Origin of the sequence: Sphingopyxis witflariensis (genome assembly GCF_002205635.1) — a bacterium.
Taxonomy (GTDB): domain Bacteria; phylum Pseudomonadota; class Alphaproteobacteria; order Sphingomonadales; family Sphingomonadaceae; genus Sphingopyxis; species Sphingopyxis witflariensis.
The window spans coordinates 216,872-239,032 of record NZ_NISJ01000004.1; the positions used below are offsets into that span (position 1 = coordinate 216,872).

28 protein-coding genes are annotated in these 22,161 nt (G+C 64.1%); 18 read left to right on the forward strand and 10 right to left on the reverse strand.

Annotated elements, in window-relative coordinates; translation table 11 throughout:
* Positions 1-157: 157 nt before the first annotated feature.
* Positions 158-820: a hypothetical protein gene (locus tag CDQ91_RS09760; RefSeq protein ID WP_088472519.1), complete on the reverse strand. Its 663-nt coding sequence runs from the start codon at positions 818-820 to the stop codon at positions 158-160.
* 125 nt (positions 821-945) lie between these two features.
* Positions 946-1,989 carry a COX15/CtaA family protein gene (locus CDQ91_RS09765; protein ID WP_088472520.1) on the reverse strand — a complete coding sequence of 348 codons (1,044 nt, stop codon included), beginning with the start codon at positions 1,987-1,989 and terminating at the stop codon, positions 946-948.
* A 103-nt stretch (positions 1,990-2,092) separates the two neighbouring features.
* On the opposite strand from CDQ91_RS09765, the gene CDQ91_RS09770 reads away from it, so the two are divergent.
* From CDQ91_RS09770 to yfiB, 5 genes are all read left to right on the forward strand, one after another.
* Positions 2,093-3,085, forward strand: a complete 993-nt coding sequence (locus CDQ91_RS09770; RefSeq protein ID WP_088472521.1) for a M48 family metallopeptidase — start codon at positions 2,093-2,095, stop codon at positions 3,083-3,085.
* Between the two features lie 58 nt (positions 3,086-3,143).
* Positions 3,144-3,680, forward strand: coding sequence for a peptide-methionine (S)-S-oxide reductase MsrA (gene msrA, locus CDQ91_RS09775; protein ID WP_088472522.1), 537 nt, complete (start codon positions 3,144-3,146; stop codon positions 3,678-3,680).
* 187 nt (positions 3,681-3,867) lie between these two features.
* Positions 3,868-4,344, forward strand: coding sequence for a regulatory sequestration protein YfiR (yfiR, locus tag CDQ91_RS09780; protein WP_237245914.1), 477 nt, complete (start codon positions 3,868-3,870; stop codon positions 4,342-4,344).
* Positions 4,341-5,579, forward strand: a complete 1,239-nt coding sequence (dgcN, locus tag CDQ91_RS09785; protein WP_237245915.1) for a diguanylate cyclase DgcN/YfiN — start codon at positions 4,341-4,343, stop codon at positions 5,577-5,579. Before yfiR ends, dgcN begins: the two co-directional genes overlap by 4 nt.
* Positions 5,580-5,605: 26 nt before the next feature.
* Positions 5,606-6,118 carry an outer membrane lipoprotein YfiB gene (gene yfiB, locus CDQ91_RS09790; RefSeq protein WP_088472524.1) on the forward strand — a complete coding sequence of 171 codons (513 nt, stop codon included), beginning with the start codon at positions 5,606-5,608 and terminating at the stop codon, positions 6,116-6,118.
* Between the two features lie 16 nt (positions 6,119-6,134).
* Here yfiB and CDQ91_RS09795 read toward each other — a convergent pair whose 3' ends face one another.
* Positions 6,135-6,806, reverse strand: a complete 672-nt coding sequence (locus CDQ91_RS09795) for a DUF2059 domain-containing protein (protein WP_144036737.1) — start codon at positions 6,804-6,806, stop codon at positions 6,135-6,137.
* A 232-nt stretch (positions 6,807-7,038) separates the two neighbouring features.
* Here CDQ91_RS09795 and galU point away from each other — a divergent pair, with 232 nt between their 5' ends.
* A complete protein-coding gene (gene galU, locus CDQ91_RS09800) occupies positions 7,039-7,902 on the forward strand; it encodes a UTP--glucose-1-phosphate uridylyltransferase GalU (RefSeq protein ID WP_088472526.1) in 864 nt (287 codons plus the stop codon).
* A gap of 48 nt (positions 7,903-7,950) precedes the next feature.
* Here the strand turns inward: galU and aqpZ are convergent, their stop codons facing one another.
* On the reverse strand, positions 7,951-8,676 hold the full coding sequence (gene aqpZ, locus CDQ91_RS09805) for an aquaporin Z (protein WP_088472527.1): 726 nt from the start codon (positions 8,674-8,676) through the stop codon (positions 7,951-7,953).
* 98 nt (positions 8,677-8,774) lie between these two features.
* Positions 8,775-10,061 carry a methyl-accepting chemotaxis protein gene (locus CDQ91_RS09810; protein WP_237245916.1) on the reverse strand — a complete coding sequence of 429 codons (1,287 nt, stop codon included), beginning with the start codon at positions 10,059-10,061 and terminating at the stop codon, positions 8,775-8,777.
* A 183-nt stretch (positions 10,062-10,244) separates the two neighbouring features.
* On the opposite strand from CDQ91_RS09810, the gene CDQ91_RS09815 reads away from it, so the two are divergent.
* Positions 10,245-10,550, forward strand: coding sequence for a hypothetical protein (locus CDQ91_RS09815; protein ID WP_088472528.1), 306 nt, complete (start codon positions 10,245-10,247; stop codon positions 10,548-10,550).
* Positions 10,551-10,553: 3 nt separating this feature from the next.
* On the opposite strand, the gene CDQ91_RS09820 is transcribed toward CDQ91_RS09815, so the two are convergent.
* Positions 10,554-11,222 (reverse strand): S24 family peptidase, encoded by a 669-nt coding sequence (locus tag CDQ91_RS09820; RefSeq protein WP_088472529.1) that lies wholly within the window; start codon positions 11,220-11,222, stop codon positions 10,554-10,556.
* A 126-nt stretch (positions 11,223-11,348) separates the two neighbouring features.
* On the opposite strand from CDQ91_RS09820, the gene CDQ91_RS09825 reads away from it, so the two are divergent.
* Positions 11,349-11,609, forward strand: coding sequence for a hypothetical protein (locus CDQ91_RS09825; protein ID WP_144036738.1), 261 nt, complete (start codon positions 11,349-11,351; stop codon positions 11,607-11,609).
* Positions 11,606-11,929, forward strand: coding sequence for a hypothetical protein (locus CDQ91_RS09830; RefSeq protein ID WP_164499246.1), 324 nt, complete (start codon positions 11,606-11,608; stop codon positions 11,927-11,929). The genes CDQ91_RS09825 and CDQ91_RS09830 overlap by 4 nt, the downstream gene beginning before the upstream one ends.
* A gap of 7 nt (positions 11,930-11,936) precedes the next feature.
* On the opposite strand, the gene CDQ91_RS09835 is transcribed toward CDQ91_RS09830, so the two are convergent.
* Together CDQ91_RS09835 and CDQ91_RS09840 are read right to left on the reverse strand one after the other, a co-directional pair.
* Positions 11,937-12,794: a hypothetical protein gene (locus CDQ91_RS09835; RefSeq protein ID WP_088472531.1), complete on the reverse strand. Its 858-nt coding sequence runs from the start codon at positions 12,792-12,794 to the stop codon at positions 11,937-11,939.
* Positions 12,795-12,842: 48 nt separating this feature from the next.
* On the reverse strand, positions 12,843-14,054 hold the full coding sequence (locus tag CDQ91_RS09840) for a TIGR04063 family PEP-CTERM/XrtA system glycosyltransferase (protein WP_088472532.1): 1,212 nt from the start codon (positions 14,052-14,054) through the stop codon (positions 12,843-12,845).
* A 110-nt stretch (positions 14,055-14,164) separates the two neighbouring features.
* On the opposite strand from CDQ91_RS09840, the gene CDQ91_RS21470 reads away from it, so the two are divergent.
* The 7 genes from CDQ91_RS21470 to CDQ91_RS09870 all read left to right on the forward strand — a co-directional run bounded on the left by CDQ91_RS21470 (position 14,165) and on the right by CDQ91_RS09870 (position 19,754).
* Complete coding sequence (locus tag CDQ91_RS21470; RefSeq protein ID WP_164499247.1) at positions 14,165-14,329, forward strand: hypothetical protein; 165 nt, start codon at positions 14,165-14,167, stop codon at positions 14,327-14,329.
* Entirely contained in the window at positions 14,322-15,722 is a 1,401-nt protein-coding gene (locus tag CDQ91_RS09845) for a putative O-glycosylation ligase, exosortase A system-associated (protein WP_088472533.1), read from the forward strand. The genes CDQ91_RS21470 and CDQ91_RS09845 overlap by 8 nt, the downstream gene beginning before the upstream one ends.
* A 142-nt stretch (positions 15,723-15,864) precedes the next feature.
* Complete coding sequence (locus CDQ91_RS09850; RefSeq protein ID WP_237245917.1) at positions 15,865-17,073, forward strand: mechanosensitive ion channel family protein; 1,209 nt, start codon at positions 15,865-15,867, stop codon at positions 17,071-17,073.
* Between the two features lie 95 nt (positions 17,074-17,168).
* Positions 17,169-17,627: a MaoC family dehydratase gene (locus CDQ91_RS09855; RefSeq protein WP_088472534.1), complete on the forward strand. Its 459-nt coding sequence runs from the start codon at positions 17,169-17,171 to the stop codon at positions 17,625-17,627.
* Positions 17,628-17,680: 53 nt separating this feature from the next.
* Positions 17,681-18,862: an acetyl-CoA C-acyltransferase gene (locus tag CDQ91_RS09860; RefSeq protein WP_088472535.1), complete on the forward strand. Its 1,182-nt coding sequence runs from the start codon at positions 17,681-17,683 to the stop codon at positions 18,860-18,862.
* Positions 18,862-19,446 carry a carboxymuconolactone decarboxylase family protein gene (locus tag CDQ91_RS09865; RefSeq protein ID WP_088472536.1) on the forward strand — a complete coding sequence of 195 codons (585 nt, stop codon included), beginning with the start codon at positions 18,862-18,864 and terminating at the stop codon, positions 19,444-19,446. The genes CDQ91_RS09860 and CDQ91_RS09865 overlap by 1 nt, the downstream gene beginning before the upstream one ends.
* 17 nt (positions 19,447-19,463) lie before the next feature.
* Positions 19,464-19,754: a putative quinol monooxygenase gene (locus CDQ91_RS09870; RefSeq protein WP_088472537.1), complete on the forward strand. Its 291-nt coding sequence runs from the start codon at positions 19,464-19,466 to the stop codon at positions 19,752-19,754.
* A gap of 200 nt (positions 19,755-19,954) precedes the next feature.
* Here CDQ91_RS09870 and CDQ91_RS09875 read toward each other — a convergent pair whose 3' ends face one another.
* Positions 19,955-20,440, reverse strand: a complete 486-nt coding sequence (locus CDQ91_RS09875; RefSeq protein ID WP_201791884.1) for a hypothetical protein — start codon at positions 20,438-20,440, stop codon at positions 19,955-19,957.
* A gap of 89 nt (positions 20,441-20,529) precedes the next feature.
* Positions 20,530-21,000, reverse strand: coding sequence for a redox-sensitive transcriptional activator SoxR (soxR, locus tag CDQ91_RS09880; protein ID WP_088472538.1), 471 nt, complete (start codon positions 20,998-21,000; stop codon positions 20,530-20,532).
* A 204-nt stretch (positions 21,001-21,204) separates the two neighbouring features.
* On the opposite strand from soxR, the gene CDQ91_RS09885 reads away from it, so the two are divergent.
* Both CDQ91_RS09885 and CDQ91_RS09890 read left to right on the forward strand, forming a co-directional pair.
* A complete protein-coding gene (locus CDQ91_RS09885; RefSeq protein WP_088472539.1) occupies positions 21,205-21,600 on the forward strand; it encodes a VOC family protein in 396 nt (131 codons plus the stop codon).
* A 62-nt stretch (positions 21,601-21,662) separates the two neighbouring features.
* Positions 21,663-22,127, forward strand: a complete 465-nt coding sequence (locus tag CDQ91_RS09890) for a pyridoxamine 5'-phosphate oxidase family protein (protein ID WP_088472540.1) — start codon at positions 21,663-21,665, stop codon at positions 22,125-22,127.
* The last annotated feature ends 34 nt before the right edge of the window (positions 22,128-22,161 follow it).

The window sequence follows — 22,161 nt, forward strand, 5'->3', positions numbered from 1 at the left end:
GATATGGACTGGGGCAATCGGCACGATGCCGGCAGCCCGAAACAAACCGCGCCGCCCGTCCAGCAAGGACACAGCGGCGCTTCGGAGCGGGCCAATGGAGCCAGATGAGTGGAAAGTCAAGCATAGCGCGGCTTTGCTGACGGGTATTATGATACCATCATTCGTTCGTACCAGGATGGAGCACCCGCATCCGCTCCTCGACCAGCGTCCGCGACTTGCTCCCGGGCTCGACGATCCAGCTCTGCCGCTGTTCGCTCAGCACCAGTCCGGTCGTGGTATCGATAGTCCAGCGATTGTCGACCTCCAACGGCCGGGCGCCCTCACCAATCGGGAGAATTTCCCGCTCCGCCGTGACGATCGTCCGCACGGCACCATCCTGCCTTACCCCGCCCGCAACCGGAATATCGGGGTTGGCCAGGGCGACGAGCGCACGAATCTCGGCGCTTGCCTGTCGCCGGCGTTCCTCGGCGGGAAGCGCCGCCAACATGGCCCCAAGCTTTCGCGCCTCCGGCTGGTCCGCCCCGGCCGCAAGCGCCTGCGTACGCTCGGCGACCCGTTCCCACAGACCGTCCGAATCGATCATGTCGACATGACGGCCGTCGGGCGCGACGAGATAGGTCAGGGTTTCGCCGACCAGCGGCTGAAGCGCGGAACTCAGCAAGCGAAGGACCTCCGGCGGCGCGTCGGACTCGATCCGCTGCAAGGTCGCTGCCAGTTGATAACCGCGCCCGGCGCGCTGCCATTGCAGCGCATAGACGAGCGAGAAACTGATCAGCGCGCCGTCGCGGCCGAGACGGCGCGTCGTGACATGATAGGTCATTTCCCGGCCGACGGGTGGTGCGAAATCAATTTGCGTGGCGGCGCTCGGTGGCGGCTCTGGTGGCAAAGACCCGGACGCCGGTGCCGCAAGCAGCAGCAACGCACCGCCCAAGGCCCCGGCCATGATCATGCAGGGCGTCGCCCCAGCCGGTGGAGCGCCGCCGCCGTAATGGCGACCAGCAACCCACCGACCACCTGATGCGACACCGCGATCCACATCGAAACACCGGTCACGACGGTCAAAATGCCCAGCGCCATCTGGACAGCAACGACGAGGATCAGCAACCGCGCCTCCGTCGAGGCGCCGCGCCGCGACAATGCTCGCGCCAACAGCAGCAACAGGAGCGCGGCAACCCACGACCACCAGCGATGCAGGAAGTGAATCAGAAAGGGATCATTGGTCAATGCCATCCACACGCCGCCCGACCAGTCGATGCCTTCGGGGACGAAATGGTCGTTCATCGACGGCCATGTGCTCGCGACATAGCCCGCATTGAGCCCGGCAACCCAGGCGCCGAGCAGCAGTTGAACGAACAGTACCGCGATCACACCGATACCAAAGCCCGTCAGCCGGGCCGGCTGCGCACGGCTATCCTGCGCCAGCACCCGCAAATCACGCGCCGTCCACACCAGCCCGGCAAGCAGGAACAGCGCGGTCAGCAAATGCGCGGCGAGGCGAAAATGGCTGACGTCGGTACGATATTCGAGCCCCGATGCGACCATCCACCATCCGATCGCGCCCTGCATCCCGACCAGCGCCGCAAGCGCCAGCAAGCGTGGGCCATAGCCCGCCGGGATCGCCCGGCGCCAAGCGTACCAGACGAGCGGAACGACCAAAGCCATACCGACGAGCCGCCCCAAAATCCGGTGCAGCCATTCCCAGAAGAAGATCGCCTTGAACCCGGCGAGCGACATGCCGAGGTTGATCTCCCTATATTCCGGGATCTGCTTATATTTTTCGAATTCGGCGACCCAGTCGGCTTCATTGAGCGGCGGCAAGACCCCCGAAACCGGACGCCATTCGGTGATCGACAGCCCCGATTCGGTCAGGCGGGTGATCCCGCCGACGGCGATCACCCATATCACCAGCAGGGCGACCGCCCACAGCCAGCGCGCCAGAGCAGCGGGGCGTGGGTTCGAAGGACGGGCATTTGTCGAGAATTTCGTCATCGCCGCCCTATCGCCCCTTGCCCGGCGATAGGCAAGAGGCCGAAAGCCGGGCCTTTTGGGAATATTCATGGCCGCGACAGCCCGCACTTGATAAGCCGCGCCCATGTCGCGTTCCGTCCGATCCCTGTTTGCCGCCCTGTCGATCCTGACCGCGACGCCCGCGCTCGCCGCCACGCCGACCGAGCCTGCGCCTTACGCGACGCTCGCGGCGCTCGAGGCACGCGTCGCGGCGATCGGATTTCGCCTCACGACCGCCAATGCCGCCTGGTGCCCGTCGGTTCAGCCGCAGCTCGGCTGGCTGTGGGGCGACCTGCGCCTCTACGGCGCGCCCGACCGCGCCGGCGCCCGCGCCACCTATCAGGCCAGCGATGCCGATGCGCCCTTCATCGCGGCGATCGCACCGGGATCACCCGCGGCCGCCGCAGGATTGACGGTCGGTGCCGCGATCCTTGCAATCAATGGCATTCCCCTGTCGGCACAGCCCGATGGCGACCCGTTCGCACGCATCACTGCGCTGGAAACCCGGCTCGGCACCCTGCCTCCCGATGCAGCGATCGACATTGCGACAAGCAATGACCGGACCGTCAGCGTCACCCCCATCGCGGGATGCGCCAGCGACTTTCGCGTCGAGGACCGCAAGCAGGTGGCGGGGGTTGCCGATGGACGGCTGGTGCTGATCAACGCCGGGCTCGCGAGCTTCGCAGCCGACGACAATGAACTCGCCGCCGCGGTCGCGCACGAGCTTGCCCATAATATCCTGCGCCACCGCGCGCGGCTCGATGCAGCGGGGGTTGATCGCGGACTCGGCAAGCAATTCGGGCGCAGCGCAAGGCTCTTTCGCCAGACCGAGGTCGAGGCTGACCGGCTGTCGGTGTGGTTGATGCACGGCGCGGGCTATGACATGGGCGCGGCGCCACGTTTCTGGCGCGCTTATGGCAAGCAGGGCGGGCCGGTGCTGTTTCAGGCCGGAACCCACCCACGCTGGCAGGCCCGCGTCGAATCGGTCGAAGCCGAAATCGCTGCGATCCGCAGCGCCGAGGCAGCGGGCGCGCCACTCGCGCCGCCCCTGATCAACGCGCCGCCGCCCTTGGAATAGCCGCGCGCTCATCCTATTTGGACATCATCCCTCCCCTTCCCGATCAAGGACCGCCGCCATGACCCGAGAGACCGCCATTTTTGCCGGAGGCTGCTTCTGGTGCACCGAAGCCGTGTTCCAGTCGCTGAACGGCGTCGAAGCGGTCGAAAGCGGCTATATCGGCGGCGCAGTGCCGAACCCCACCTACAAAGAGGTTTGCAGCGGCAATACGGGCCATGCCGAGGCAATCCGCATCACCTATGATCCCGCCGAAATCAGCTATGACGATCTGCTCGACGTCCATTTCGCGACGCATGACCCGACCCAGCTCAACCGCCAGGGCAATGACATCGGCACCCAATATCGCAGCGCGATCTTTCCGCTCGATGCCGCGCAGGAAACCGCGGTACGCGGCGGCATAGCGCGCGCGCAGCCCGACTGGCCGGCGCCGATCGTCACGACGGTCGAGGCCCTGTCCGACTGGTATCCGGCCGAGGATTATCATCAGGCCTATTGGGACGGCGAAGGCCAGCGCAACCCCTATTGCATGGCCGTGATCCCGCCCAAGATCGCCAAGCTGCGCAAGGGGTTCGGTGATCGGCTGCGCAAGGACTAAAGACCGGGGCACGACCGCAAAACCTGTTGCACTATGGCCGCATGACGTCGCTTTTCGTTGACTTCCGGCTAGTTTTGGCTAGCGGACCCCCGCGCGCCGGGGCAGGGTGAGTTCAGGGCGCAGTTGGGGACCGCGAAAAGTGCTGGCATCACTATTTCTGATCGGCGCGTTGTTCACGGCGCCACAGATGTCGGTCCAGGCAGCCAGCCAGGCGACCGTCGAAGACAGCGCCGACGGCCGCGCTCGCGCGTTCAATCGCATGCTCGGCGGTATCATCAGCTATGCCCGCTGGCCCGGCGAACGGAAGAACACGGCGCGGACGATGTGCGTCGTCGGCACGCCGCAGATGACCAATCGCATTGCCCCTGCCGGACCCATTGTAACGGTGCACCGCATGACCGCGTTGGGCGTCACCGATGATGGTGGCTGCGACATCATCTTTCTGGGCCGAATGCCCATCGCCGACCGCCAGCGCCTGATCGGCTGGGTCCGCAGCCGCCCGGTGCTGACCGTCACCGACGACGACGCAGCCTGCACCCATGGCGCGATGTTCTGCCTCGACGGCAGGCGCACCAGCCTCAGCTTCTCGGTCAACCTCGACTCGATCGGGCGCGGGCCGCTGCGCATCGACCCGCGCGTGCTGAAGATCGGCGGCGGCGAATGACCGAACGTCCCGTCGAACCCCCGGCGCCCGAAAGAATGCCCGAAAGAATGGGCGCACGCACGACGCTGCAAAAGCTGCTGTCGCGTTTCCATTTCGGCATCACCCTGTTCGCAGTCGCCCTGTCAGGGCTCACTATCCTGCTCGCCGGGGTCACCGCCTTGCTCGGCTCGGCCGACCGCAATCTGGAACTGGCGGCGCAGCTTGGTGCCTATGGCGCCGAACCGGCGCTGGTGTTCAATGACCCCCATGCAGCACGCGAGGGGATCGCGCCGCTGACCCGTATTCCGGGCATCGCGCGGCTGCGCGTGCTCGACGACCGGGGCAAGCCACTGACCGAATGGGCGTCGCCCACCAAGGATCCCATACCGCTGCTGACGGGTATCTTCTTTCCCAAACCCGCGTCGGTTCCCGTCCGGCGCAATGGCTCGGTCATCGGCACGATCGAAGTGTGGGGCGATTCATCGACGCTGACCGATTATGTCCGGATCGGGTTGCTGGCCGGGCTCGTCTGCCTGCTGATCACGGCGCTCGGCACTATTTTTCTGGCACGACGGTTCGAATATGAACTGGTCAAGCCACTCAACGAAATTGCAACCGTGGCGCATGACGTGCGCCTGCACCGCCGCTTCGACAAGCGCGTGACCCCCTTGGGCATCGCCGAGCTCGACCGGCTGGGCGGCGATATCAATGCGCTTCTTGACGAGTTGCAGGGTTGGCAGGGCACGATGGAAAGCGAGAATGCGATTCTCGCCCACCGCGCGTCGCACGACACGCTGACCGCGATGCCGAACCGCGCCGCCTTTGACGAACAATTGGCGCTGCGCATCCAGTCGGCGCAAAGCCGGAACGAACGCTTCGCCTTGCTTTTCATCGATGCCGACAATTTCAAGGCGGCGAACGACAATTTCGGTCACGCTGCGGGCGATTCGGTGCTGGTCGCCCTGTCGGAGCGCATCAAGGAGACGTTGCGCAAGGGCGATTTCGCGGCGCGCATCGGCGGTGACGAATTTGTCGTCATCATCGATCCATTGGGCGAAGACGCCGGCACCGACAGCCTTGCGAACCGGGTTCGCACCGGCGTCGCGCTGCCGATCGCCCTGCCCGGAGGCGACAGCTATTCGGTATCGATCAGCGTCGGCGTCGCCGTTTATCCCGACGATGGCGCCGACGCGACCGCACTGCTGACCGCCGCCGACGCCGCCATGTACGCCAACAAATTGGCCAACCGTTCCTGATCTGCCACCCCCAGCGGAGTAACCCTATGACCTATGCCCTCCCCCCCCCGTTCCGTGTCCTGTTCGTCGCAGCGTTCGCCGCATTGCTCGCCGCATGCCAGAGCGCACCGGCGCCGCGTGGCTTCACCGCAGCGCAGATCGTGGTGTTGAAGGCCGAAGGATTTCTCGAAACCGCCAATGAAGCTGACGACAGCTGGCAGCTGACGCTGAACGAACGCCTGCTCTTTCCGTCCAACGAAAGCGCGCTGCAGCCGGGCCAGGACGGGCGCATCATGGCGCTCGCGCGGAATCTTCTGTCGGTCGACATCGTCACCGCGCGCGTCGAGGGACATAGTGATTCGACGGGAGCGGCCGCCTATAATCTCGCGCTGTCACAAGCCCGCGCGCAGGCGGTGGCGGCGCCGATGACGGCCGGCGGCATGCGCTTCACCCCCGATCAGATTGTAGGACGCGGCGAGACGCTGCCGCTGTCGAGCAACGACACGCCCGAAGGTCGGCAGGACAATCGCCGTGTCGTCGTGATCGTCGCGCCGCAATAGCCAGAGGACGCCGAACCTATTGCGCGGCGGCGCGCTTGCGATCTTCCGCCTCGATGAAGGCGATAACGGCTTGGGAAACATCCTCCTCGATGCGAGCCATCAGTTCGGCTGATGGCTCGCGGTTCGCCCACTGCCGTTCGAGTTCGTTCTTTTCCGGGGCCAGCCGCGCCATCTTGCGTCCGATCGGCGTCATCCCAAAACGCATGACGGCCTTTCGTTGCTCCGGCGTCAGTTCACGAAGCCCGGCAACCGCCGCCCGCCTTCGATCCTTGGCCATCGCCTCGCCGCTGACGTCGACGGTGTCCGACTCCTGCAGCTGATCGACAGCCTCCTTCGAAATGGACGCATAATCGAGATTCCCGGAAACCGATTGCAGCAGGGCCCGGCCGGTCGGCGAGCGCCAGAAGCTTAGAAGCTCACCGACTTCCGATGGCGTATAGTGCCGCGCAAAAAACGCGGCTGTCGTCTCGATATATTCGGGCATGATGCGCGTCAGCTCATCCATGATGAGCGGCCGCAGCGTTTCGACGAAAACCTTGTCGACCCCGGGATATTCCTCGCCGAGCGCCGCCATGGAAGGGTCGGCGGTAAAGGCATGCCCCGCCATGCCCGCCAGCATCTTGTTGACCTGCATTTCCAGCGTGGTCGCCGTATTGACGAGTTCAGCCAGTTCGCGCGCCGCGGGCATATGGGATTCGGTCGCCGTCTGCGCCTTCGCCTGCGCGGGCGTCGACATCGGCAATGCCATCAAAATGACCGACAATCCGGCCGAAACCAACGCGCGCATCCCATCCCCCAAAAAACGTCCCGCCTATCGCCGACGAGGCCCCCGCGCTCTGACTTGCCCATAAGGCGGTGCGACGCAACGACCTTTTCCGAATTCTTTCCTTGTCCCCGAAACGCCGCTAAGGCCCGTTCCCATGAAACCGATCCGCAAAGCCGTCTTTCCCGTCGCCGGCCTTGGCACCCGCTTTCTCCCGGCGACCAAGGCGATCCCCAAGGAGATGCTGCCGATCGTCGATCGGCCGCTGATCCAATATGCGGTCGACGAAGCGCGCGAGGCCGGGATCGAGCAGATGATCTTCGTTACCGGACGCGGCAAGGGGGCGATCGAGGATCATTTCGACATCGCGTTCGAGCTTGAAAAGACGATGTCGGAACGCGGCCGGGATATTTCGGTTCTCGAAGCGACGCGCCTTGGTCCCGGCAATTGCGCCTATGTTCGCCAGCAGGAACCGATGGGGCTAGGCCACGCGATCTGGTGCGCGCGCGATATCGTTGGCGACGAACCCTTCGCCATCTTCCTGCCCGACGAATTCATGCACGGCTCACCCGGCTGCATGAAGCAGATGGTCGACGCCTATCATCGGGTCGGCGGCAACCTCATCTCAGTGCTGGAAGTCCCGCACGCGCAGGTCTCAAGCTATGGCGTGATTGCGCCGGGCAAAACCGATGGCGTGCTGACCGAGGTTACAGGCCTCGTCGAAAAGCCCGCCGTCGCCGACGCCCCGTCAAACCTGATCATTTCGGGCCGCTATATCCTCCAGCCCGAGGTAATGCGTGTCCTCGAAAAACAGGAAAAAGGCGCGGGCGGCGAAATTCAGTTGACCGACGCGATGGCGACAATGATCGGCAGCCAGCCGTTCCACGCCGTGACCTTCGACGGCGCGCGTTATGACTGCGGATCGAAGGCCGGATATATCCAGGCCAATCTCGCGGTCGCGCTCGAACGGCCCGACATAGCCGACGAAGTCCGCGCGTTCGCAATCGACCTGCTCAAATAAGAAGACAGGCGCCGGCCGACAGTTTACCGGCCGGCCGGCGCACTGACATTAATCGCCCTTGATGTCGGGTTTGGCCACGCGATCGGCGCCGACCGTACGATACAGCCAGCCGCCGACAAGACCGCCGACAAGCGGGGCCAGCCAGAACAGCCACAATTGCTGAAGCGCCAACCCACCGACGACCAGCGCCGGGCCGGTACTGCGCGCCGGATTGACCGAGGTGTTGGTCACCGGGATCGAGATCAGGTGAATCAGCGTCAGCGCGAGCCCGATGGCGATGGGGGCAAAACCCGCCGGTGCGCGTCCATCGGTCGATCCCATGATCACCCACAGGAAGAAAGCGGTCAGCAGAATTTCGATCGTGACGCCAGCGATCAGATCATAGCCGCCAGGCGACCCTGCACCGACGCCATTGGCGGCAAGGCCATTGGTCGCGAGATCATAGGCCGGGTTCCCGCTGGCGATATAGAAAAGCAGGAAAGCCGCCACGATAGCGCCCGCGACCTGCGCAACGACATAAAGCGGGATGTCGCGCGCGTCGAAACGCCCGCCCGCCCACAATCCGACCGTGACGGCGGGATTGAGGTGACAGCCCGAGATATGGCCGATCGCATAGGCCATCGTCACGACCGTCAGGCCGAACGCCAGCGCCACGCCCAAAAAGCCGATACCGAGTTCGGGAAAGCCCGCCGCCAGGACCGCGCTGCCGCAGCCGCCAAAGACAAGCCAGAATGTGCCGATAAACTCGGCCAGACCCTTTTGCATATTCGTCATATGACCCTCCTCCCCGCTGGCGGCCATGCGCCGCCGGCGCAGGCGGCATCCTATCAGGGCGATACGGCGCGGCAAGTGCCTGCGGACACGCCGCAAAATCAGGCCGCGGCCACCGCTTCGACGAAATGCCGCGCGCGCTGGTGCAGCGACTGCGCCGCCTGCGTCAGCGCCGCGGACAATTGCCCCAGCATCGTCGCGCCATCGCCGACCGCCCCAGCGCCCCGGCCGATTTCCTGGACCCGGCTGTCGATTTCGCGGCCGGCCGACACCGCCTGTTCGACATAGCTGGCGATCATCAGGGTCGTCGCGCTCTGCCCGTCGACGGCACGGTCGATCGCGTCGGAGAAACCATTGTTCGCATCGATCGCCTTTTCGACATCGACGACACCCGCCGTCACCTGGCCGACGATATCGCGAATATGGTCGACATATTGGGTGATGTCGCCCGCCGCCGACCGTGTCTGGTTGGCGAGCGCTTTCACCTCCGACGCGACGACGGCAAAGCCGCGGCCCGCATCGCCCGCACGCGCGGCCTCGATCCCCGCGTTGAGCGCAAGCATATTGGTGCGGCTCGCCATGTCGATGATCAGCGCCAGCATCTGTTCGATCGACTGGCTGGCGGCCTGCAGCGCCACAGCCCGCTCGCCGGCCTCTTTGACCTTCCGCTGCGCATCCTGCCGGACCGCACGCGCCCGTGACCCATCTTCGACAATTTTCGCCATCGTCATCGCCAGCGCATGGCCGCGATCGCCCAGTTCACGCAGCCCCGCCAAAGTCTGTGCCGATGCCCCCGCGACCGTCACCGCATCGCCCCCTGTTCGCTGGGCGCGATCGGACAATCGCTGCGCCACCACCTCGACCTGGCCCGCCATGTCGGAAAGCGTCGCCGAAAGCCCGGCGATATCCTGTTGAAAACGGCGCCCCGCATCATCGACCGCGGCCGCACGCGCTATGCGCTCCTGTGCGATCTCGACTTCGCGCAGCATTGCCAGTCGGGCGAGTTGACCGCTGTCGAGCGTCTCGGCGAATCGCCCATTCTTCACCAGCACAAGGCTGTCATGGCCCTGCGACCGCGACATGATGCGAAGCAGATCGGCCGTGGACTGCGCCAGATCGGCGGTCACGCATGGCTCGATCATGGTGGCGATCGACCCGCCGATCGAGGGATTTTGCATCAGCGAAAACCAATAGGGGCAGAAGAGAAGTTCGCGTACCCTTTGTTCGCGAATGATGCCGACCGGCGCGCCCGCCGGATCGAGCACGGCAAGTACGCGCAATTGCGGGTCGCCGCGAAACAGGTCGATCACCTGCGACAGATGGGCGTCCTTCCCGATCGCTGCCGCATGGCCGGCCGACGGGGCAAAGGCGATGTTTTTGGAGGTCATCGGTCACTCTTCATACTTTGGTCCTTCTTCGGCGCCGGGACCTACGCGATGTTGGTAAACGCGACTTTAACCATTTATTTCAGTGATATGACAGATTGCCGCAAGAAGAGGGCGCCTGTCGCAATCATCTGTTCAGATCGGGGCGGTTATGCGATGAAGCGCCAGTCGCCGGGAGATTGAAATATGCGCGCCATGATTATCGCAATATTGGCAGCGCCGCTGCTCACCGGTTGCTTCAGCGCCGTAAAGACCGTCGTCACCGCGCCGGTAAAGGCCGTCGGGCAGGTCGCCGACTGGACGACCACCAGCCAGGACGAAGCCGACCGCAACCGCGGCCGCGAGATGCGCAAGCGCGAAGAACAGGTCGGCAAATTGTCGCGTCAGCGCGACAAGGCGGCGGGAAAATGCCAGCGCGGTGATGCCGAGCAGTGCCAGCGCGCCGAGGTGCTGGAGCATGAGATCGAAGCCGCAATGGCGGCGCCGAATTAAATCCTAGCGCACGCGCCGACCGGTCCACACGACTCGGCCGACAAGCTGAACCGCCGCCATCGGCAGATCATCCCAGCTTTTATAATGGGCATTGTCGCTGATCACCGAGACGCGGCCCGGTCCCGGCGCGCGCGCGACGCGCTTCACCATCAGCACATCGTCCATGCGCAGCACATAAATGCCATCGCGCAGCCGCGCCGCCGCATCGCCGCCATCGACCATGATGTCATCGCCATCGTTCAGCGTCGGCGCCATCGAATCGCCCTCGACCCGGATGATGCTGAGCGCGCGCGGGTCGGCGCCCAGCCCGCGCAGCCATTTGGGGTCGAACGCGACCTCGCCTTCGACCGCCTCGCCGTCGATGCTCGCCCCCGGCCCCGCCGAGGCTCCGATCGCAAGCTTGGGCACCAATATCATGCCGGGACCGCGCGACCGCGCCGGCGTCGCGACTCGTTGCACCGGGCCGCCCAGCATCGCTTCGGACACGCCCAGATAGGCGGCAATGCGCGCGCGATCCTGTTCAGCCAGCCGCCGCGGCGATCCGCGCTTGATATATTGCTGGATATAGGCGGGATTGCGCCCGATCTTCGCCGACAGATGGGCATAATCGATGCCCTTGTCCTGAAGCAGGCGATCAAGCGCCGCGCGCGGGTCCTGAAAATTATCGGGCAAAGGGCGGTCCTTTCCATTTCTTACTAGCAAGAGGATTTTTCCTAGACAAGTAGGAAATCATGTCTTCTGATAGGAAATATCCTATTGGGCGAGTCGCCCGATCACATGTCGGATGGGGAGAAGAAAATGGAACGCAGCCTGCTGCAACGGATCGAGGCTTTCCTGAAAGAATCGGCGATGCCGCCCAGCGTCTTCGGCCGCGCCGCAGTATCCGATCCGCGGCTGGTCGCCGATTTGCGGGGCGGCCGCGAACCCGGTCGTCGCCTGATCTGTCGTGCGGAACATTTCATGAACACATGGCGTGCCGAGCAGCGCGCCGGGCGCGCCGAACCCTTGGGCGACCGCCGCGCACGCGCGGCGCGGAACGCGATGGGAGTCGGCGCATGATGCGCTGGTCGCCTGCGCCGCCGCCACGCCCCGGATGCCAGCACCGACGCCTCCGCCGCCTGCTCGCGCGCGAGCTTCCGCACGGGCTGTCGCTGGGAATATCGACGCTGCGTCCGTGGGCGAGTGCCAATTTCGTCGGTGCGCGCCATCTGTTCGACTGTGCCTATGCGGTTGGCGAGGCAGCGGCGCTGCGCAGCGCGCTGCAGGATCGGCTCAGCAGGACCCAATGGGCCCTGCCGGGGCATATCGTCGCCGATGTTGCGGTCGAGGCCGGCGAACCCGGACTGCTGCGAATCGAAATGCTGACCGTGGAGGATTAAGCGGCGGTCAGCCCGCGGCGTGGCGAGTCATGCGTTGCAACGTGCCCAGCGCCGCCTCGAGCGCGAAATCGACCTGGGTGACGTTCGGTGCAGTGATCGGTGCATCGGGCACCGCAATGGCGGCCGGGGCAGCTGCGACAGGCTCGGCTTCGCGGCGGCGCGCCAGCCCCGCCTCGAGCCGAGCGACCAGTGCGCTCAGGCTGTTGTCGACGGGCTCAGGCGTCACCGCCGCGGACGCCGTCGCCATTTCGGCGGGCTGCAACCAGGGCTCGTCGCCCGTCGGGGCGGGCTCGGCGGGAGCAAGATCGGCCAGCATCAATTCGTCGCCATAGTCATATTCGTCCGTCGCCGGGTCGGCGAAAGCGATGTCGACGTCATCATAGGCCTCATTGGCGAGGGGCATGATCAATGGTCCCAGCCCTTCGGCGGGCAGGTCGCGTCCGGCGCGAATCGGCGGGCGCGGCGGATCGTCGGGGTGCAAATCGGCACGACGGCGCGGCAGGGCGTCGTCATAAGCCGCTTCGCGCTCGTCCCGGCGGCGCTTGTGGCGACGCAGCGCCGAAAATCCGTTTTCCTCAGGCTTCGCGACAAGCAGCGCGACGATGCCAGCGATCAGTGCGGCGATAGCGGCCATACCGAGCGCCAGCGCGAGCCGGCCGCCATTGCCGATCGGCTGGACGAAAAGGTCCGACAGTCGGTCGAGGTACAGATTCCAGCTGATCCCGGCGACCCAGGAAAAGGGCATCACCGCAGCGAACAAAAAGGTCAGCGCCGCAGCGCCAATCACTGCGGGCATGGCCGGGCGCAGGCTGCGCAGCAGCGTCTTCCACATCGGTGTATCGGAGTTTTCGCTGGCGTATTCCATATCGTTCCAAATCCGTCGGCGCCGCAGCGGCGCCTTGCTTCGATCGCGTCAGGCCACAGAGCGGCGCAGCAATTGCTGGTAAACCGGCTCGTAACGGTAAATGTTTGATGACCAGTTACGATCAGCCTCGACAAAAATCCGTGCAGTGCGGCGGCGCGCATCCCACATGTCGCGATCAGCCAGCAGTGCCGCCAATGTCGCCGCGATCGCCGCCGGATCGTCAGGCGCGAACAGGCTGCCCGTGACGCCATCCTCGATCAATTCGCGGTGTCCGCCGACGTCGGACGCCGCGACCAGCTTGCCCTGCGCCATTGCCTCCAACGGCTTGAGCGGGGTGACAAGATCTGTCAGCCGCATCTTTTTTCGCGGATAAGCAAGGATATCGATCAGCGAATAATAGCGCTCGACCTGATCATGCGGCACCCGCCCGACGAAATGGATATGCCGTGCAACCGGCGACGACGCCGCCCGCTGCTTCAGCGCCGCCTCCATCGGCCCGCCGCCGACGAGCAGCAACTGCGCCGCCGGCTGTGCCGCGACCAGCGCGGGCATGGCGGCGATCAGATCGTCGATCCCCTCATAGTCATAGAAACTGCCGATATAGCCGATCATCGCGTCGTCGGGCGCAAGCCCCAGCGTTTCGGCAAGCGCATCGTCGCGCGGGGTCGGATCGCCGAACAGCTCAAGGTCGACGCCGTTCGGCGACACGGTGATTTTCGCCGGATCGATGCCGCGCGCGATCAAATCACCGCGCAGCCCCTCGCAAACCACCGCAACCGCATCGGCCGACTTCACCGCCCGCGTCTCCAGCCAACGCGTCAGATGATAGCGCACGCTGCGCTCGGTCCCGGTGCCGTTGCCAACCGCCGCATCCTCCCAGAATGCGCGGATTTCATAAATCACCGGAATGCCGAGCCGCTTGCCAACGCGTAGCGACGCCATGGCGTCAAGCACCGGCGAATGGGCGTGAAGTATGTCGGGCCGCCACTCTTGGACAAGCGCCTCGATCCGGTCCGCAAAGGCGCCAATCTCGCGCCACTCGCGAATCGGCGCGCGCGCGGGCGCGATCGGCGGAGTGCGATAAAAGGTCAGCCCGTCGACCGTCTCGCCATCCGGTCCGGGATTGGGGTGGCGCACCCCGGTGACGCCCGCGACCTCCCACCCTTTCGCCACCTGCGCCTTCATCAGCGCGCGCGTGCGAAACGTATAGCCGCTGTGCGCGGGCAGACTATGGTCGAGAACATGTAAAATGCGTGTCATGGGCTAGCCGCCCTGACATAGAAGGCTTAACGCCGCGTCAACCCCATTCGCTTAAAGCCGTTGCGGCGATCGTTGAGTTCGCAAGAGAAAGCAAGGCGTTACCGGAACCGATGGTCGACAATCTTTCCATTGCCCTGACTCATGTGCTGATGGCGATTGCGCTCTGGCGCCTGCTCCACCGCGACGATCTCGACCATGAGGTCAGCCCGCGCCAGCTGTGGCAGCAGCGCCGCGACGCCGAAATGACGAACAGGGACACGCCCCCCGATGCGTGACATCGCCTTCGTCGCCTTTCTCTTCGCCTTCATCGGGCTCGGCTTTCGCCGACCGTTCCTGTTCGTCCTGTGCTTTTGCTACATCGACATCGTCGCGCCGCAGCGGCTCAGCTATTTCCTGATCAACTCGATCCCGATCTCGCTGATCGTCTTTGGTCTCGCGATCGGCGGCTGGTTGTTTGCCGATGACAAGCGCGACACGCGCTGGTCGGGGCGGCAATTGCTGCTCGTCATGCTGCTCGCCTATTGCGGCATGACGACGATGATGGCCGATTTCCCGGTCGAGGCACAGGATAAATGGAGCTGGGTGTGGAAGGCACTCGTCTGGGCGATCTTCCTGCCGCTGACCCTGCGCACCAAGCTTCGCATAGAGGCGCTGACGCTGATCATGCTGCTGTCGGCGGCGTCGATCGCGATCGCGGGCGGGCTCAAAACCGTCGCGGGCGGCGGCGGTTATGGCCAACTGCAACTGCTGCTCAACGAAAATTACGGCCTTTACGAAGGGTCGATCATGTCGATGGTCGGGATTTCGATCATCCCGCTGATCCTCTGGTATCGCCGCTATGGCACCATCTTTCCCCCCGACTGGCGCGTTTCGCTCTTTTGCTTCGCGCTCTGCTTCGCCTGCATGCTGCTGCCGATTGGGACACAGGCGCGCACCGGGCTCGTATGCCTTGCAGTGCTCGCGATTCTGTCGCTGCGCGCGGTCAAGCACCGCTTCCTCTATATTGCGGGCGCCGGGCTGCTCGCCGTCGCCGCCATCCCGTTCCTGCCGCAAAGCTTTACCCAGCGCATGGAAACGATTCGCGATCACAAATCCGACCAGTCGGCCTCGACCCGCGTCGCAGTGTGGGCCTGGACGTGGGACTATGCGAAGGAGAACCCCCTCGGTGGCGGCTTCGAGGCCTATCTCCAAAACCATGTCCGCGTCGAAAAGGCGGCGAGCAGCTATAATCCCAATGCGCCCCAGGATTCCGAAGCGATCGTCTATGAGGAAAAGTCGCGCGCCTACCACTCCAGCTATTTCGAAATGCTGGGCGAACAGGGTTATCCCGGCCTGACGCTGTGGCTGATTTTGCACATCAGCGGGCTGACCCAGATGGAACGCTTGCGCCGTCGCTATCTCAAGACGCGCCGCGCCGAGGAACAATGGATCGCCCCGCTCGCCACCGCGCTCCAGCATGGCCATATCGTCTATATGGTCGGATCGCTGTTCGTCGGCATCGCATTCCAGCCCTTCATCTATATGATGCTCGCGCTAGAAATGGGCCTCTACACCTATTGCCGCCGCCGCGAGCAGGAATCGGGCTGGCGTCCGCTGATGGCGCGTCCGGCACAGGTTCCGGCACGTCCCGGCTTTTCGAACCGGGCCGGCTTTTCGAATCGGGGTTGAGGCGGAACCATCCCGGCGGCCGGGCGCTCCACTTTCATATCCGCGCCAGCGACCATCTTTCGCGTTACGAACCGATGTTTTTGACCTATCCCCGGCACAAGGCGCTGCTGCGTTCTGCCTGATCCTGCCCAAGAGGACCGATGTGACCTTCCCTGTTCTTGCCGCCGCCACCGATATCGCTGCGAAAACCCCAGCAGCCAAAAACCTCGCCGCAACCGATCCGCTAGAGGATTTGCGTCTGCTCTGGGACAGCGGCGTCTCCTGGGTACACAGCCACTGGCTGGCGATCGCCATTGCAGTGGGCGCCGGTCTCGCCATCTATTTCCTTTTGTCGATGATCCGCAGCTTCGCGCTCAAGCGGGCACTGGCCGCGCCAGGCCAGTTCACCCTGACCCACATTGTCGGACGCGTCCTGCACAAGACCAAATCGACCGTTCTCGCCATCATCGCGATCCGGCTGGTCGCCAGCTATGCACAGCCACCCGCGATCATCATGGCGACGGTCCAGTTCGTCTTCACCGTCGCGGTGGTGTTGCAGGTCGCGATCTGGGCGCGCGAAATCATCATCGGCCTGATTCAGCGCCGCGCCGCCGACGGGCATAATGAAACGCTGGCCAATGCGATGGGGATCATCCGCCTGCTGATCAGCGTCGCGCTGTTCGCGATCGCGGCGATCGTCATCCTCGACAATATGGGGGTCAATGTCACCGGGCTGGTCGCTGGTCTCGGTATCGGCGGCATCGCGATCGGCCTCGCGGCGCAGGGGATTTTTTCCGACCTGTTCGCGTCGCTGTCGATCATCTTCGACCGCCCGTTCCGCGTCGGCGAGACGATCAAATATGACACGAGCACCGCGACGGTCGAGCGCATCGGACTGAAGAGTACGCGGTTGCGCTCGCTCAACGGTGAATTGCTGGTGATTTCGAACACCAATTTGCTGGGCAAGGAAATCACCAATTTCGCCAACCTCCACCGCCGCCGTATCACCTTCCGGATCGGCGTCATCTATCAGACGACCCCCGCGATGCTGCGCGACCTGCCCGCCTTGCTTCAGGCGCAGGTCGAGGCCGGGGGGCATGAATTCATCCGCTCCAGCTTCCTGAGCTTCGGTCCCTCGAGCCTCGATTTCGAGCTGCTCTTCGACGTGTTCAGCGATGATTTCGACGTCGTCGCGGCGGCGCGGACCGACATCGGCATCCGCCTGTTCGAAGCGATGGCGGCAGAAGGATATGAATTTGCCTATCCGACGCAAACCACCTTCACCGCCGCACCCGATGGCACGATGATCATGCCCTATGCCGAGTCTTCTAAAGCCAAGCCGAGCGCCACAAAGGCCGCCAAGCCCGCCTGACGCTACGGCGCTGTAGCGCGAAAGCTTGGCCCTTGTGCTTTGACGCCCGACCGGCCTAGAAACCGCGCCTCACAAGATTGCATAGGGGAAGATCGATGGGCGGAATCACGCCACAGGAACTGCAAGCCAAGGTCGGCGAGCATCTCGGCACCTCGGATTGGGTGCTGGTGGATCAGGAGATGATCAACAAATTCGCCGACGCCACCGGCGACCATCAGTTCATCCATATCGACGTCGAAAAGGCCAAGCTGACGCCCTTCGGCGGCACCATCGCTCACGGCTTCCTGACCCTGTCGCTGATCCCGATGCTCGGCGCCAGCACCGACGGCCCCAAGGTCTCGGGCGTCAAAATGGGCGTCAATTACGGTGGCAACAAAGTCCGCTTCCTCGCGCCCGTCCGCTCGGGCAAGCGCGTCCGCAGCCACATTAAATTGCTCGAACTCGACGAAAAACGTCCGGGTCAATGGCAACAAACCAACGAAATCACGATCGAGATCGAAGGCGAGGAAAAGCCTGCGCTGATCGCCGAATGGATCACGCAGTTTTTCGTCTGATCCCGCCCTCCCCGGCAAAGACCTGTTCAGATTGACCAAAAAGGAAGTTCATCATGCGTGACGCCGTCATCGTTTCCACCGCCCGCACTCCGCTGACCAAAGCGGGCCGCGGTTCGTTCAACAACACCACTTCGCCGACGCTCGGCGCCTGGTCGGTCAAGGCCGCCGTCGAGCGCGCCGGGCTCGAAGGCGCAGAGATTGACGATGTCGTCTTCGGCGCCGCGATGCAGCAGGGCTCGCAGACCTCGAACGTCGCGCGCCTGATCGCGCTGCGCGCCGGCCTGCCCGTCACCGTCCCCGGCATGTCGATCGACCGTCAGTGCTCGTCGGGCCTGATGACGATCGCGACCGCCGCAAAGCAGATCATCGTCGATCGCCAGGATATTTGCGTCGCCGGCGGCGTCGAAAGCATTTCAAAGGTCAGCGGCAGCGGCAAGCTGTTCTTTGAAACCGACGCCGAACTGATCAAGATGCACAAGGACATCTACATGCCGATGATCGGCACCGCAGAGGTCGTCGCCAAGCGTTACGGCATCAGCCGCGAAGCGCAGGACGAATATTCGTTCCAGTCGCAGCAGCGCACCGCCGCCGCGCAGGCGTCGGGCAAATATGACGACGAAATCATTGCCTGCCAGGCGACGATGGCGATCGTCGACAAGGAAACGAAGGAAGTTTCCTACAAGGACGTCACCGCCAACAAGGACGAGTGCAACCGCCCCGACACCACGCTCGAAGGTCTGTCGAGCCTGAAGCCGGTGATGGGCGAAGGCAATTCGATCACCGCGGGCAACGCCAGCCAGCTGTCGGACGGTTCGTCGGCCTGCGTCGTGATGGAAGCCAAGGTCGCCGAAAAGCGCGGTCTGAACCCGCTGGGCCGCTATGTCGGCATGGCGGTTGCGGGTACCGAGCCCGACGAAATGGGCATCGGCCCCGTTTTCGCCATCCCCAAGCTGCTCGAACGCTTCGAGCTCAAGATGGACGATATCGGCCTTTGGGAACTCAACGAAGCCTTCGCCGTGCAGGTGCTTTACTGCCGCGACAAGCTGGGCATCCCCAATGAGCTGCTCAACGTCAACGGCGGCTCGATCTCGATCGGTCACCCCTTCGGCATGACCGGCGCACGCTGCGCGGGCCACGCGCTGATCGAAGGCAAGCGCCGCGGCGTCAAATATGCCGTCGTCACCATGTGCATCGGCGGCGGCCAGGGCGCGGCGGGTCTGTTCGAGATCTTCTGATGCGTCTGGACGCTCCGCGCATCGAGCCGGTCGACCTCGACCATCTCGATGCCGACCAGCGCGCCGCACTCACCCCCTTCCTTGCCACCGATGGTGGCAGGGTCGGGGGCGGGCGGATTCTCAACATCTTCCGCACCCTCGCCCACGCACCCAAGGCGCTGACCGCCTTCCTCGGCTGGGGCAATTATATCCTCTCGAAGCGCAGCGCCCTCAGCCCGCGCGACCGTGAGCTTATCATCCTGCGTACCGGCTATAATTGCCGCTCGGGCTATGAATGGACCCAGCACAAGCGCATCGGCCTCGACTGCGGCCTCACCGAAATCGAGATCGACCGCATCAAGGCCGGTCCTGACGCACCCGACTGGAACGACCTCGACCGCGCAATGCTCCGCGCGACCGACGAGCTCAATAGCGACCATTTCGTCACCGATACGAGCTGGGCCGCACTCGCGCCGCTCGGCGACAAGGGCCGCATGGACCTCGTCATGACGGTCGGCCAATATACGCAAGTATCGATGATTTTGAACAGCTTCGGCGTGCAGGTCGAGGACGGCTGGACAGTCGATCCCGACCTCAAAGCCTGATCCATAGGGAGAATGACATGAGTGCCATCGGCATCATCGCAACACTGCGCGTCCAACCCGGCAAGGAAGGTGAATTCGAAGCCGTCTTCGCCGAACTCGCCGCCGCAGTTCACGCAAACGAACCCGGCAACAGCTATTACCGCCTGTTCCGCACCGACGACGCCGGCGTTTACAAAGTCATGGAATGCTATGACGACGCCGCAGCGGTCGAAGCCCATGGTGCCTCAGACCATTTCCGCACGATCGGCGCACGCCTCGGCCCCTGCCTCGCCGGCGCGCCCGAGCTCGAGAAACTGGCAGCGGCCTGACCGGACTTCCTTCGAAGGAACGAAGCTCGGCTCGTGGCCGAAACCGGCCGACACACTCCTTCTGCTTCGTCATCCCCGCGAAAGCGGGGACCCAGAGCAGACGTAATTTGATCCCACACTGGGTTCCCGCTTTCGCGGGAATGACGAATATTTGGTGCGTCCGCTTCCCACCCCGAAAGCAGCCCGGTCGTCAATCCGCCTCAGCGCACACGGTTGAAGTGATTCGTCCGCATCGCGGGCACGCCTCCGGATTTGAAATAGACAACCGTCTCGGTCATCGTCTTGCCGTCGGCGGCCACAGTATAGGTGCGCATCGATCCCGGCACCCCGCCGAGCGCGAGCGCCGTCACCATCACGCCGGGCTCGGGCAGTCGAGTCGCCACCACATCGGCCTCCAGATTGCCCTCGACCGGCGTTGCGCTGCCGTCGGGAACATAGGTCGAAATTGCCTGAACCTTCTTTCCGTCGGGCAGCACGACCTCGACATTCGTCCGCCACTTGCCGCCGCCGACATCGTCATAGGTGATGGTGACGCTCTTCGGCCGCGCTTCGGGCGGCATCGTCAGGCGAGCGGTGTCGACCGCCCAGCTACCGATCAGCGGGGAAGGGGACGGCGCCCCGGCGACGGCGGGCGCCCCATATACCGTGGCGGCAGCGAGCAGGATCGGGTAGAATATTTTCACCATAGGGCCTCTCCGGAGGTACGCCGATTGACGGCTGATATCGTTGCATAACATCAGCTTTCCTCGCCTGTCGAGCGCGTGCCGGGCCCGGATCACCCGACCTCCGCAATCTCCATCGCGCGGTCGCCGAGCAGATAGCGCGGCCCTGCGCCGCGCTGTGCCGCCTTGTCCGCGCGATTATAGAGCCCACAGTTTTTCAGGCTCAGGCAACCGCATCCGATACAATTGTCGAGCAATTCGCGGGTGCGCGCGAGCGCGACGATCTGCGCATCGATCCGCGCGCGCAGCCCGGTGCTGATCCGTGTCCAGTCGGCGGCATTGGGATTGCGCCCGGCGGGCAGGCGCGCCAGTTCGGCCGCGATTTCCTCAAGGCTCAATCCCAATTGCTGCGCGATCAGGATGAAGGAGACGCGGCGGATGTCGGCGCGCAGAAAACGCCGCTGCCCGCCGCTGGTGCGCAAAGCCGCGATCAGCCCCTTCGCCTCGTAAAAACGGATCGCCGACACCGCGACGCCGGTTCGCGTCGCCAGCTCGCCAATGGGGATCAGATCGCGCCGATGCATTGTCTCTTCCTCCCGTCATCGCGAGGAGCCGGAGGCGACGCGGCAATCTCCGGCTATCGCCCCTTCGCTAGGTCGATAGCTGGAGATTGCTTCGCTTCGCTCGCAATGACGGGTCGAAAATCCAACCCACCACATCTCCTCTTGATCTAAACCTGACTTGAGCTTGCAAAAGACTTGCGTCAACCCGAATCAGGAGCAGGCAACATGACCCACCCCTTCATCGAACATGTGAATCTGACCGTCAGCGACCCGGCGCGCACCGCCTCGCTGATGATCGCCATCTTCGGCTGGCACGAGCGCTGGAACGGCCCCGCACGCGACGGCGGCCACACGATCCACGTCGGCAGCGACCGCGCCTATATCGCGCTCTACACCGGCCCCGATGGCGAACATGCCGACCAGCGCTATCCCAAGGGCGAGCCGCTCAACCATGTCGGGGTGCAGGTCGACGATCTCGACGCGACCGAGGCGCGGGTGAAAGCCGCCGGACTCATCCCCTTCAACCACGGCGATTATCAACCCGGCCGCCGCTTCTATTTCTTCGACCCTGACGGCATCGAATATGAAGTCGTCAGCTACAAGGAGCCGCTGCCGCGCTGAAGCGGGCAACGTCCGGGCCATCGCCGCGTTATTCATATATCGAGGGAAGAAAGGACTTTCCGATGAGCGACGACATCAAAAAACACTTCTGGAAGGCGCTGGCTGACAGCCCTTATGTCATGGTGGGACAGACCGGCGAGCGCGAACACAGCATTCCAATGAACGCACAGCTCGACAAGGATGCGCACAGTGCCTTCTGGTTTTTCACTTCGACCGACAACCGGCTCTCCGGCGGCGGCCCCGCGATGGCGCAGTTCGCGTCAAAGGGGCACGACCTGTTCGCCTGCATTTCGGGAACGCTGCGCCGCGAGCCCGACCCTGTGGTGCTCGACAAGCTGTGGAATAACGGAATCGCCGCCTGGTATCCGGGCGGAAAGGAGGACCCCAAGCTGGTCCTGCTGCGCTTCGATCTCGACGACGCCGAAATCTGGACCGCCGATCCGGGCATCAAGGGCATGCTCAAGCTCGCCACCGGCATGACGATGAAAGAAGGCGAACTCGGCGAGCACGCCAAAGTGGCGCTCTGATACTTGATCCTCCCTGTCGCTTCGCGACAGGGAG

What these genes read in the sequence shown, in the direction of transcription:
- CDQ91_RS09760 (WP_088472519.1), bottom strand. Translation starts at nt 820, where the DNA reads ATGACCTATCATGTCACGACGCGCCGTCTCGGCCGCGACGGCGCGCTG.
- CDQ91_RS09765 (WP_088472520.1), bottom strand. Translation starts at nt 1,989, where the DNA reads ATGACGAAATTCTCGACAAATGCCCGTCCTTCGAACCCACGCCCCGCT.
- CDQ91_RS09770 (WP_088472521.1), top strand. Translation starts at nt 2,093, where the DNA reads ATGTCGCGTTCCGTCCGATCCCTGTTTGCCGCCCTGTCGATCCTGACC.
- msrA (WP_088472522.1), top strand. Translation starts at nt 3,144, where the DNA reads ATGACCCGAGAGACCGCCATTTTTGCCGGAGGCTGCTTCTGGTGCACC.
- yfiR (WP_237245914.1), top strand. Translation starts at nt 3,868, where the DNA reads ATGTCGGTCCAGGCAGCCAGCCAGGCGACCGTCGAAGACAGCGCCGAC.
- dgcN (WP_237245915.1), top strand. Translation starts at nt 4,341, where the DNA reads ATGACCGAACGTCCCGTCGAACCCCCGGCGCCCGAAAGAATGCCCGAA.
- yfiB (WP_088472524.1), top strand. Translation starts at nt 5,606, where the DNA reads ATGACCTATGCCCTCCCCCCCCCGTTCCGTGTCCTGTTCGTCGCAGCG.
- CDQ91_RS09795 (WP_144036737.1), bottom strand. Translation starts at nt 6,806, where the DNA reads ATGCCCGCGGCGCGCGAACTGGCTGAACTCGTCAATACGGCGACCACG.
- galU (WP_088472526.1), top strand. Translation starts at nt 7,039, where the DNA reads ATGAAACCGATCCGCAAAGCCGTCTTTCCCGTCGCCGGCCTTGGCACC.
- aqpZ (WP_088472527.1), bottom strand. Translation starts at nt 8,676, where the DNA reads ATGACGAATATGCAAAAGGGTCTGGCCGAGTTTATCGGCACATTCTGG.
- CDQ91_RS09810 (WP_237245916.1), bottom strand. Translation starts at nt 10,061, where the DNA reads ATGACCTCCAAAAACATCGCCTTTGCCCCGTCGGCCGGCCATGCGGCA.
- CDQ91_RS09815 (WP_088472528.1), top strand. Translation starts at nt 10,245, where the DNA reads ATGCGCGCCATGATTATCGCAATATTGGCAGCGCCGCTGCTCACCGGT.
- CDQ91_RS09825 (WP_144036738.1), top strand. Translation starts at nt 11,349, where the DNA reads ATGGAACGCAGCCTGCTGCAACGGATCGAGGCTTTCCTGAAAGAATCG.
- CDQ91_RS09830 (WP_164499246.1), top strand. Translation starts at nt 11,606, where the DNA reads ATGATGCGCTGGTCGCCTGCGCCGCCGCCACGCCCCGGATGCCAGCAC.
- CDQ91_RS09835 (WP_088472531.1), bottom strand. Translation starts at nt 12,794, where the DNA reads ATGGAATACGCCAGCGAAAACTCCGATACACCGATGTGGAAGACGCTG.
- CDQ91_RS09840 (WP_088472532.1), bottom strand. Translation starts at nt 14,054, where the DNA reads ATGACACGCATTTTACATGTTCTCGACCATAGTCTGCCCGCGCACAGC.
- CDQ91_RS21470 (WP_164499247.1), top strand. Translation starts at nt 14,165, where the DNA reads ATGGTCGACAATCTTTCCATTGCCCTGACTCATGTGCTGATGGCGATT.
- CDQ91_RS09845 (WP_088472533.1), top strand. Translation starts at nt 14,322, where the DNA reads ATGCGTGACATCGCCTTCGTCGCCTTTCTCTTCGCCTTCATCGGGCTC.
- CDQ91_RS09855 (WP_088472534.1), top strand. Translation starts at nt 17,169, where the DNA reads ATGGGCGGAATCACGCCACAGGAACTGCAAGCCAAGGTCGGCGAGCAT.
- CDQ91_RS09860 (WP_088472535.1), top strand. Translation starts at nt 17,681, where the DNA reads ATGCGTGACGCCGTCATCGTTTCCACCGCCCGCACTCCGCTGACCAAA.
- CDQ91_RS09865 (WP_088472536.1), top strand. Translation starts at nt 18,862, where the DNA reads ATGCGTCTGGACGCTCCGCGCATCGAGCCGGTCGACCTCGACCATCTC.
- CDQ91_RS09870 (WP_088472537.1), top strand. Translation starts at nt 19,464, where the DNA reads ATGAGTGCCATCGGCATCATCGCAACACTGCGCGTCCAACCCGGCAAG.
- CDQ91_RS09875 (WP_201791884.1), bottom strand. Translation starts at nt 20,440, where the DNA reads ATGGTGAAAATATTCTACCCGATCCTGCTCGCTGCCGCCACGGTATAT.
- soxR (WP_088472538.1), bottom strand. Translation starts at nt 21,000, where the DNA reads ATGCATCGGCGCGATCTGATCCCCATTGGCGAGCTGGCGACGCGAACC.
- CDQ91_RS09885 (WP_088472539.1), top strand. Translation starts at nt 21,205, where the DNA reads ATGACCCACCCCTTCATCGAACATGTGAATCTGACCGTCAGCGACCCG.
- CDQ91_RS09890 (WP_088472540.1), top strand. Translation starts at nt 21,663, where the DNA reads ATGAGCGACGACATCAAAAAACACTTCTGGAAGGCGCTGGCTGACAGC.